This window comes from Clostridium psychrophilum (assembly GCF_018861705.1).
Taxonomy (GTDB): Bacteria; Bacillota; Clostridia; order Clostridiales; family Clostridiaceae; genus Clostridium_AD; species Clostridium_AD psychrophilum.
Map to the genome: position 1 here is coordinate 1 of NZ_JAHLEC010000111.1, position 10243 is coordinate 10243.

10 protein-coding genes and 1 rRNA gene are annotated in these 10243 nt (G+C 28.0%); 1 reads left to right on the forward strand and 10 read right to left on the reverse strand.

What is annotated here, in order from left to right; genetic code table 11:
• Positions 1-66, reverse strand: a 16S ribosomal RNA gene (locus KPL38_RS16030); the annotation flags it as partial.
• Between the two features lie 359 nt (positions 67-425).
• On the reverse strand, positions 426-656 hold the full coding sequence (locus tag KPL38_RS16035) for a glutaredoxin family protein (protein ID WP_216290164.1): 231 nt from the start codon (positions 654-656) through the stop codon (positions 426-428).
• Positions 657-977: 321 nt separating this feature from the next.
• Here KPL38_RS16035 and hydE point away from each other — a divergent pair, with 321 nt between their 5' ends.
• Positions 978-2021: a [FeFe] hydrogenase H-cluster radical SAM maturase HydE gene (gene hydE / locus KPL38_RS16040; RefSeq protein ID WP_216290165.1), complete on the forward strand. Its 1044-nt coding sequence runs from the start codon at positions 978-980 to the stop codon at positions 2019-2021.
• 51 nt (positions 2022-2072) lie between these two features.
• Here hydE and KPL38_RS16045 read toward each other — a convergent pair whose 3' ends face one another.
• From KPL38_RS16045 to KPL38_RS16080, 8 genes are all read right to left on the reverse strand, one after another.
• A complete protein-coding gene (locus KPL38_RS16045) occupies positions 2073-2357 on the reverse strand; it encodes a putative quinol monooxygenase (RefSeq protein ID WP_216290166.1) in 285 nt (94 codons plus the stop codon).
• Between the two features lie 82 nt (positions 2358-2439).
• Positions 2440-3222, reverse strand: coding sequence for a Cof-type HAD-IIB family hydrolase (locus tag KPL38_RS16050; protein ID WP_216290173.1), 783 nt, complete (start codon positions 3220-3222; stop codon positions 2440-2442).
• Positions 3223-3359: 137 nt separating this feature from the next.
• On the reverse strand, positions 3360-5240 hold the full coding sequence (htpG, locus tag KPL38_RS16055; RefSeq protein ID WP_216290167.1) for a molecular chaperone HtpG: 1881 nt from the start codon (positions 5238-5240) through the stop codon (positions 3360-3362).
• 132 nt (positions 5241-5372) lie between these two features.
• Positions 5373-5765, reverse strand: coding sequence for a bacteriohemerythrin (locus KPL38_RS16060; protein WP_216290168.1), 393 nt, complete (start codon positions 5763-5765; stop codon positions 5373-5375).
• A 170-nt stretch (positions 5766-5935) separates the two neighbouring features.
• Positions 5936-6916 carry a Rieske 2Fe-2S domain-containing protein gene (locus tag KPL38_RS16065; protein ID WP_216290169.1) on the reverse strand — a complete coding sequence of 327 codons (981 nt, stop codon included), beginning with the start codon at positions 6914-6916 and terminating at the stop codon, positions 5936-5938.
• 51 nt (positions 6917-6967) lie between these two features.
• On the reverse strand, positions 6968-7336 hold the full coding sequence (locus KPL38_RS16070) for a DUF1475 family protein (protein ID WP_312884251.1): 369 nt from the start codon (positions 7334-7336) through the stop codon (positions 6968-6970).
• Positions 7336-8067, reverse strand: a complete 732-nt coding sequence (locus KPL38_RS16075) for a DUF1295 domain-containing protein (RefSeq protein WP_216290171.1) — start codon at positions 8065-8067, stop codon at positions 7336-7338. The genes KPL38_RS16070 and KPL38_RS16075 overlap by 1 nt, the downstream gene beginning before the upstream one ends.
• 73 nt (positions 8068-8140) lie before the next feature.
• On the reverse strand, positions 8141-9838 hold the full coding sequence (locus tag KPL38_RS16080; RefSeq protein WP_216290172.1) for a DAK2 domain-containing protein: 1698 nt from the start codon (positions 9836-9838) through the stop codon (positions 8141-8143).
• Between the last annotated feature and the right edge of the window lie 405 nt (positions 9839-10243).

Sequence of the window (10243 nt, forward strand, 5' to 3'; positions counted from 1 at the left end):
CTCGACTTGCATGTGTTAGGCACGCCGCCAGCGTTCGTCCTGAGCCAGGATCAAACTCTCAATTTAAAAGTTTACACTTTTTATTTGAAATGATTAATCTGCGACAACTGTAAAGTTGTGCGCGAGCTCATTACAATACTTTTAGTCTTACGACTAAATTTTACTTTATACTAAAGTAATTAACTGGTTAAAACAAAATGTTATTTCATTTCTTTACCTATTCTCTGTTTGATTTTCAAAGACCAATTTACGCTTAATATATGTCACTGTGTGACTACTTTACCTATTCTATCAGCTAACATAGTACATGTCAATACTTTTATTTTCTTTTAATTAATTATCGCTAATTTGCACTTTATAATTTACATAAATATAAAAAAGAAGCTAACATTAGCTTCTTTTTTATAATCTGTATTTCACTGATTTTATAGACCTAATATAGCAGATACTTTTTCCTTATCGAAACCAACAATTTCTTCTCCATTAATATCTATTACTGGTACTGACCTATATCCTTTTTTTATTAGTGCTTTTTTTGCATCTAAATTTTCAGAAATATTGTGTTCTATATATTCAATATTATTTTCTTCAAAAAATTCCTTAGCTAAATGACAAAAGCCACACGAATTGCTTGTATATATTTCAACTTTATTCATAAATAATCTCTCCCTCATTCTTATTTTTCAGATTCAGTTGTGTGCAATTGAATCTTTTCTAATATTAACATTATTTTTTATCTAAGTCAATAATATAAAATTACTAATCTTTACATAGATAAGTAATTTACGTTAACAATAATTATTTATCTATTATTAGCCTAACTCTAATAATATATTAATTTTTTTATGCATTGCATATTTACATATACTTTTTATAATATTATGATAGTCTTAATACTATACGTTTGTGACAAAATAAATTATAATTGTTTTATATTCTAAATAGTTATATGCATAAATACTGGGAGGTGCCTAATAATGATCAAGTTATTAGAAATAATAAATAAAGTCAAAACAGAACATAAATTAAGCAAACAAGAAATAATTTCTCTTTTAAATAACAATGATATAAACCAAGAACTATTTAAAGCAGCTGATGAAATCAGGAAAAAATATGTAAGTGATGAAGTTCAACTTAGAGGTCTTATAGAATTTACTAACATATGTAAAAACAACTGCCTTTACTGTGGACTTAGGCGAGATAATAAAAATTTAGTTAAATATAGATTAACAGAAAATCAAATATTAGACTTTGCTTCTAAAGCTAAATCTTTTGGTTATAAAACCATAGTACTTCAAGGTGGTGAAGATGATTATTATACAAAAAATAAAATAATAAAAATAATAAAAGGTATAAAATCTTTAGATTTAGCCCTAACTTTAAGTATAGGAGAAAAAACTTACGATGAATACAAAGCTTTTAGGGATGCTGGTACCGACAGATATCTTCTTAGAATTGAAACAACAGACAAAACTTTATACGAAAAATTAGATCCAGGAATGAGCCACGAAAATCGACTTGATTGCTTAAGGAATCTAAAAAAACTAGGATATGAAGTTGGAACAGGCGTTATGGTTGGTCTCCCAAACCAAACTATAGAATCATATGCAAATGACATTTTATATTTCAAAGAAATAAATGCTGACATGTTAGGTATAGGACCTTTTATTCCTAATGAAGATACACCACTTGCTGGCTGTAAAGGAAAAGAGTTAACTATGGCGCTTAAAGTTATGGCTATAACACGGTTGATTCTACCTGACATTAACATACCTGCAACTACGGCTATGGAATCTCTAAATACAAATGGGCGTCTAATGGCTCTGCAAAGCGGTGCTAACGTAGTTATGCCTAATGTTACAGAAGGTGAATATAGAAAATATTACGCACTTTATCCAGGTAAAATATGTACTGGAGATACTCCCGTTCATTGTCGCAGCTGCATAACAGGTAAAATTAATAGCATCGGAAGAACAGTTTCAACAAACTATGGATTTAGAGGGAATAAAAATACTAAATAATTTTATAACATAAAAAGAGCCCTAGGGCTCTTTTTAAAGCAAAAATGTTTTTTATAATTTTTTATATAAATTAACCTCTGAATTGCTTTCTTGTAATTCTGCAAGTTTAGGAATTATAGAAGTAAAATGTTTTGAACTATTATGGCTTTTAATTATGTCTTTATTTTCCCATTCTTCTATAAATGTTAATACATTACAGTTATCAACATCTTGATATAAGTTGTATGATATGTTTCCTTTTTCTTTTCTGCTTTCAGTAACAAGTTTATCTGCCAAAGCTCTAAACTCCTCTACCTTACCCTGCTTTATTGAGTTTTTTGCAACTATAGTAATCATATTATTTATCTCCCTTTCGTAACATATTTAATGAATTTTGATGTTCTAAAATATAAAAATTATCTTTATTACTTTAATGTTTCTATATAGACGCTATCACGTTATATACTCCATGGTTATTATTACTTTCCGCAATAAAATTAGCATGCTTTTTAACATCTTCAGGAGCATTTTTCATTGCATAACTATAATGAGCAGCTTTGAACATAGCCACATCATTATAATAATCACCAAAAACCATTGTATTTTTTTGATTTATTTGAAATTTTTCTTGGAGTATTTTTATAGCACTCCCCTTGCTTATTCCTTTATTCATTATATCTATAAACTTATATCCAGATACAACAAGCTCCAGCTTATCATCCAAATTTTCGTTTAAATACTCAACTATATCTGCTTTTACTCCTTCGGCCATATAGTAAGTAATCTTGTATATTGAACTTTTTAATTGATTAAAAGAATCAAGTATTACCACAGGTACATCAACACCTGTAAGCTCATTCAAAATAACTTTTGATGGATTTACTACAAATGCCTCATTTTCTCCGGCTAAAAATACTTCTTCTCCTAGTTGTGGATTTAAATTTATTACATGCTCTATTTCTTCTTTGGCAATATTATTTGAATATAATGTCTTTCCTTTTTTATTATGCTTAATAAGAGCTCCATTATGAGCAATGAATATCATATCTGTATTTACCCTTTTAAAATTCAGACTCAATTGTGAATAAAATCTACCACTAGCCACTGCAAATTTTATATCCTTCTTATTCAAATCCTGTATCATACCGAATATTTTTTCATCTATTTTCCCTTTATCATTTAATAAAGTACCATCCATATCAGTTGCAATGAGTTTTATAATAAGTATTTCCCCCTCCATATTGTTTTATAAGAATATTAAAATTATAACACTTTCTTAGTAAAAATGAGCTACAAATAAACTAATGTTTATTTATAGCTCATAAATATGTTTATATTTTCCTTGTTAATATACTTTTATTATATCATTACTTTGCATATATTATTTGTAAATTCTACTGGATCATTAATTGGTAATCCTTCAATAAGTAACGCTTGATTATATAATATATTAGTATATAAATCTAACTTGCTTTTATCTTTTTCAAAAGATTCTTTAAGCACTTTAAACATATCATTGTTTATGTTTATTTCTAAAACCTTATCTGCTTTTACATTTTCATTATTAGGCATAGAATTTAGTGTTTTTTCCATTTCTATTGTAAGCTCACCATCATTTGATAAACATACTGGATAATTTTTAAGTCGTTTTGATGCACGAACGTCCTTAACCTTACCTACCAAAACAGTTTTCATATGATCAAATAATTCTTTGTTTTCTTTATCATCAACAGCTGAAGGTTCTTCCTTCTTTTCTGCTTCTATACCTAAATCACCACTTGATACAGATTTAAATTCTTTTTCTTTATATTTAGCTATCATTCTTATAGCAAATTCGTCTACCTCATCTGTAAAGTATAAGATTTCAAATCCTTTGTCAGAAACCATTTCAATTTGAGGTAATTTTTCAATTCGTTCGTTTGTTTCTCCTGAAGCATAGTAGATATATTTTTGATCTTCTGGCATTCTAGCAACATACTCAGCTAAAGTAACATTCTTTTTCTCCTTTGATGAATAAAACAATAATAAATCTTGTAAAGTCTCTTTGTTACTACCATAATCAGAATAAATACCATACTTTAATTGTCTTCCAAATGATTTGTAAAATACTTCATATTTTTCTCTTTCATTTTTCAATAAATTATCTAACTCACTTTTTATTTTGCTTTTAATATTTTTAGCTATTAATTGAAGTTGTCTATCATGTTGTAAGACTTCTCTAGATATATTGAGTGATAAATCTTCTGAATCAACTATTCCTTTCACAAAGCTAAAATAGTCAGGCAATAAGTCTGCACATTTATTCATAATTAAAACACCATTTGAATAAAGCTCTAAACCTTTTTCATATTCTTTTGTATAAAAATCATATGGAGTTTTTTCTGGAATATATAAAATTGAATTATAACTTATAACACCATCAACACTTATATGAATATGCTTTAATGGTTTATCAAAACCATAGTGCTTTTCAGCATAAAAATTGTTATAGTCTTCATCAGTAAGTTCGCTTTTATTCTTTCTCCATATGGGAACCATACTATTTACAGTCTTTTCCTCAACGAAGTCTTCGTATTCTGTTTTACTACCTTCTTTAAGTCTTGACTCAGTTACATTCATTCTAATTGGATATCTAATGAAATCAGAATACTTCTTTATAATAGCTTTTAATCCATTTTCATCAATGAACTCATCAAAATTATCATCTTCTGTATTCTCTTTTATTTTAAGTGTAATTTCTGTACCAACGGAATCTTTTTCGCAGGGTTCTATAGTATAACCATCTGCGCCTGTTGATTCCCACTTGTACGCTTTATCACTACCAAAAACTTTACTGATAACTGTAATGTTATCAGCTACCATAAATGCAGAATAAAATCCCACACCAAATTGTCCAATTATATCATAACCATCTTTTATTTCATTCTCTTTTTTGAATGCCAAAGATCCACTTTTAGCTATAACACCTAAATTATCACTAAGTTCTGCTTCTGTCATTCCGATACCAGTATCGGAAATTTTTACTATTCTGTTTTCTTTGTCACTTGATATAGTAATATAGTAGTTATCTTTCTCAAAATTTAATGTATCATCTGCAAGTGTCTTATAATAAATTTTATCGATAGCATCACTAGCATTTGAAATAAGTTCTCTTAAAAAAATATCTCTATGTGTATATATTGAATTTACCATCATATCTAAAATTCTCTTAGACTCTGTTTTAAACTGCTTTTTTTCCAATTTAAATTTCCCCTTTTCTATTAATTATTTATTTTGTGTTTTGTTAGCACTCTATGTGATTGAGTGCTAAATATAATTATAAAATACACCTTTTCTCATGTTTTGTCAATGTATAAAATATACATTGTGATATTATTTCACTGTTATAAGCAAGTCTTTCTCTATTATATGATTTACCAACCAATCATTTAAAAATGTTAATATCCCCATTATAGTTTCATCTTGATTTTCATCAATATCGTTTAAATTGACTTCTTCTAGTTTTTTTATAAAAAAAGCATGGTCTATTTTTTGAGTAAATAGTCTTTTATAATTTATACTCATCATGTATTTCTCCTCAGCATTAAAATGATAAACTGTATATGATTTTAATTCTTCAATCACATCAATTATTTTATCATACTTGTCCATGTTATATTTATCTATAAGCAATTGATAAGCTCTTTCCCCAATTTCAAAAAGTTTTTCATGTTCTATATCAATTTGTGAATTATGTGTTTTATATTTTTCTTTCATTTCAAACATTAATATTTCCCTCCCCCCGGATAATTCTAAAGCTATAGCTTTTCCCCTTTACTATAGTTTAAATATGTTCTTATTTTACTTTGTTTTAATTCAAATTACAAGAATAATCTCCATAATATTCTGTATCTTTATGTTACATATTTTCATATAATATTATATTGAAATAATTATTATTGGCTATCTGATTCTGTTTTTAATAAAGATCTTCTCTTACGATATTCAATAATAGGTATATCCCCTTGAATAAGATTTTCATTCATATTAAGTTCAGATTTTATAGGCACTTGAGTTAAAACAATTTTTCTATCTTGATGAAGAATATACTTATTGGTAAAAGTACTCATTCCATTAACTAATTGTTTTAATATAGGCAAATTCATAAATTTCTGGTAAAATCTAAGATAAATACGAGTGTGTTCATCATCAATAGGTGAGAAAATTGCTACTATTCGAATATCCTTACTAATAATATTTTGCCAAATATTTGGCATTTGAAATTGAAGACTAAATAGGTCTTTATAGTTTTCTATCTCATTTGGTTTTAATGGTTTTACCTCTCCATAATCCGCTACATTATTTACATAAAATGTCATTAAATTTTCTTCCCATTTAACAACGGGACCATTTACTAAAGTTTTGTTTCCCCTACCTATTGAAGATGCATGTACAAAAGGCAAATGAACTACATCTAATTGATTTTCTATAGCTCTTGTGTAATGAACTGGCCACATTTCTGAGAATTCTCCATATGAAAAGCCTTCACGTAGTTCTTTAAAAAAAGGTATCTCTGGTAATTCATCTTTGTTTTCTCCGTACCATAGCCAAATTAGACCATATTTTTCTTCTACTCTAAAAGAGTTAACATTATATCTTTCTGGTACAACACTATTTTTACCATTAGCAGGTATTAAAGTCACCTTTCCAGAAGAATCATATTGAAATCCATGAAAAGGGCAGGTCATCTTGTCATGAATCACTGTTCCAGCACTCAAAGATGCCCCTCTATGGCAACATTTATCAAAAATACAATTCACCTCACCGTTTTCGCTTCTCCAAAAAACTAGTTTTTCACCCATTCTTGTTACACCAATTGGCTTTTTACTTTTTACCTCTTTTGAATTCAAAATACCATACCATTGATTTCTAATCATATTAATCTTCCTTTCTTCATTTTAAGAATTTATTATTTTCACATGCAAATATTAGACTCTATTTTTTAGCCAGAACTTTTTCCAGTTTCCATTGCTGCTATTAAATGCTAAGAAAACATATAAACAACTAATCATGCTTCCTAAAGTTAGCACTAACACAACCCAAATTAAAGATTTAGCAACATTATTTTCTCTATATACTATCCAACAACATACTATAATAAATTCAATATAAATATCTACTAATGATATTTGTCCCCATGGCATGCCTAACAAGATTTTACCCTCCTGAGCAAAATTTCCAATAGTAAACCCGTATATAAGCATTCCCATCATTACTAAAAAACCAATAAAAGAAAATATTTTTCCGATTTTCACAAAATCACTCCTACTCTCATTATATTTTATTATTAATGTTATTAACCATTTCTTTTAGAAAACCAAGGTATAAATTTACTTGTAATTTTAGCGTATTCCTGGAATTCTTTGTTATCCTTATAATGTTTTTCAAGCATCGGCACTCCAGAAACATATAACAACAATAACGTCATAATTACAGGACTAACTATTCCCGTTATGCCACTTTTTGATGATAAAGTAATTATAAATATTCCCCACCACATTGTAGCCTCTCCAAAATAATTTGGATGCCTTGTGCATTTCCAAAGTCCCCTTCTCATTATATGCCCTTTATTCTTTTTATCTGCAATAAAGTCTTTTAGTTGTTTATCTCCTAATGCTTCAAAAATAAAGCCAACTATCCAAATCCCTATACCTAAATATTCTAATATGCCTAAACTTCCTTTAGATGTAGCGTTATTCATTATAATTGGATATGCTATTACAAGCATAATTACACCCTGTAACATGAAAACTTGTAAAAACGCCCTTGGCATTACCCATATACCCCACTCCCTCCTAAATGTTGCATATCTAAAATCTTCGGGCTTTCCTAAATTTCTTTTTAATATATGATAAAATAATCTTATTCCCCATACAAAAACTAATGATGTAACTATAATAGCTCTTAAATTATAATTTCCTCCAGTAAATAATGTATATATTGATATTAGAACAAACCCAAGACCCCACCCCATGTCTACTATTGAATTATTTTTCCTCATTTGAGCAAGAATAAAAAAAATGCTCATATAGATAAAAACTAATATTATGCTTTCCAAGTACATATTAATAACAACCCCTCAAAATTTTATAGTATAACCATTAAGAACTTATAAATGATACAGCTACTGATCCAATTCCTGCACTTAAACCAACAATTGGTGATATTTCAGTAATATATTCTGGTGATTTTCGTAAAACTGTAGTTAATTTCAAACTCAATTCATTGGCTTTTATAAAAGCGTTTGCATGTACAATGTTATAAGATACTACTTTGTTATTTTCATTTGCTTTATTAACTATCGCAATTATTTTTTTAATACTTGATTTTGCACTAAAAGTTTTGCCAACTACAATTCCTTTTCCATCCACATTTATTGATATTATTGGTTTTAAATTTAATAACTTTCCTATAACCCCTTTCATTGGTGAAACCCGTCCACCCCTTACCATGTATTTAAAAGTATTAACACTAACGTATATTCTTGCTTGTTTAATCTTATTTTCTATTATCTTTACAACTTCCTCATAATTTTTCCCAATCTCTAATTCTTTTGCTGCTTCTAGTACTATTAACCCTTGTGCACCAGAATTTAATTTGGAATTAATTATTGTTATTTTTCTTCCTTCTTCTATAAATTTTTCTGAAGCTTTTTTAACAATATTAAACGTTCCACTCATTTCCTTTGAAACTATAATTGTAATTACTGATTCATAATGACTAGTTAAAAAAGAAAATACATTTTGTACATTTTTTATTGTTGGTTGAGAGCTTGTTGGATACTCTTTTAAATTGTCAATCATTGAATAAAACTTATCAGGTTTTATAGTAAGTTTATCAAGGTATGTGCTACCTTCAATAATTAAATTCAATGGTAAAACATGTATCTGATATTTTTCTATAAGTTCTTGTGGTAAATCAGCAATTGAATCTGTAAGTATAGCCGTCTTATTAATTCTGTTATGCACCACTTCATATTGTTTCTTCATGTCATCAACTTTTTGCTGAACTATTTCACCTTTTCCTCTTAGTATATAGAATAATTCATCTGGCTTATTTGTGTGTATGTGTATTCTAACTTTACTTTTATTACCTGCTACGATTAAGGAATCTCCTAAATGCTTTAGTGCATTCTTTATTTCATTGGTATTAACATTCTCATTTGAAATTAAAGCTTCTGTACAATATCTATAAGTTATATTGGGTGTACAATTAAGAATCTCTTCTTCAAATACTATTTTTTCTTCGTTTGCACTTGAATTTATAATATTTTTATCCTCAAGAAAATAAACAACTCCCTGGAGAAAACTCACAAACCCGCTTGCACCGGAATCTACCACTGATGATTTTTTTAATATTTTAAGAATATTGGGTGTGTTTGCAAGTGATATTTTAGCATCCTCTAAAGTTTTAATTATTATTACTTCAAAACTTTCAGTTACGTCTTTCAACTTGTAAACAGCATCTACCCATTCTCTTATAACAGTTATCATGGTCCCTTCAACAGGATTTAAAATAGCTTTATATGCATAAGGGACTGCTTTCTTTAAAGCCTGTGCAATCGTCACAGTCGTTAGTACTTCTGTGTAACTAATTTCTTCATCAATCCCATTTAAAAACTGAGCAAAAATTATTCCAGAATTTCCTCTTGCTCCAACTAATGCTGCATCCGCCATAGAATTAATTGTATTTTTAATAGATTTGTGAACCTTCGTATCTTCAACAATTGCATTCATTGTAGATACAAGATTGCTACCAGTATCTCCATCTGGAATAGGAAAAACATTTGTTTTATTCAAAATATTCTTTTGTTTCCTAACTTGGATGACTCCTGATAAAAATGCATTATATAATACTTCACCTGTTATATTGTTAATGTTAATTTCAATCCCTCCTGTATAATACTATTTATCTACAAATAATAGTTATTAACAACATGATAGCATATTTTTCGACTATTTAATTATATTAATACAAATAATTATTTGTTAATATGTACCTTTTAATATATTAAACATTATATGATTATCCCACAAAAAGCTTGTAATTACTTCCAAACGTAGTAATTATGATATAATAATATCAAAATCAGCACGTAGAGGAGGATTACTATGTTTTGCAAAAATAACGTTCAACAAACTACATTTTTAGATCCTGTAGCCCAAATGCCTAGATATCTTCAAAATATTTTAAAGAATTGTTGG

Excerpts from the sequence above, each read along its gene's own strand:
- KPL38_RS16035 (WP_216290164.1), bottom strand. The coding sequence starts at position 656 with ATGAATAAAGTTGAAATATATACAAGCAATTCGTGTGGCTTTTGTCAT.
- hydE (WP_216290165.1), top strand. The coding sequence starts at position 978 with ATGATCAAGTTATTAGAAATAATAAATAAAGTCAAAACAGAACATAAA.
- KPL38_RS16045 (WP_216290166.1), bottom strand. The coding sequence starts at position 2,357 with ATGATTACTATAGTTGCAAAAAACTCAATAAAGCAGGGTAAGGTAGAG.
- KPL38_RS16060 (WP_216290168.1), bottom strand. The coding sequence starts at position 5,765 with ATGTTTGAAATGAAAGAAAAATATAAAACACATAATTCACAAATTGAT.
- KPL38_RS16065 (WP_216290169.1), bottom strand. The coding sequence starts at position 6,916 with ATGATTAGAAATCAATGGTATGGTATTTTGAATTCAAAAGAGGTAAAA.
- KPL38_RS16075 (WP_216290171.1), bottom strand. The coding sequence starts at position 8,067 with ATGAGCATTTTTTTTATTCTTGCTCAAATGAGGAAAAATAATTCAATA.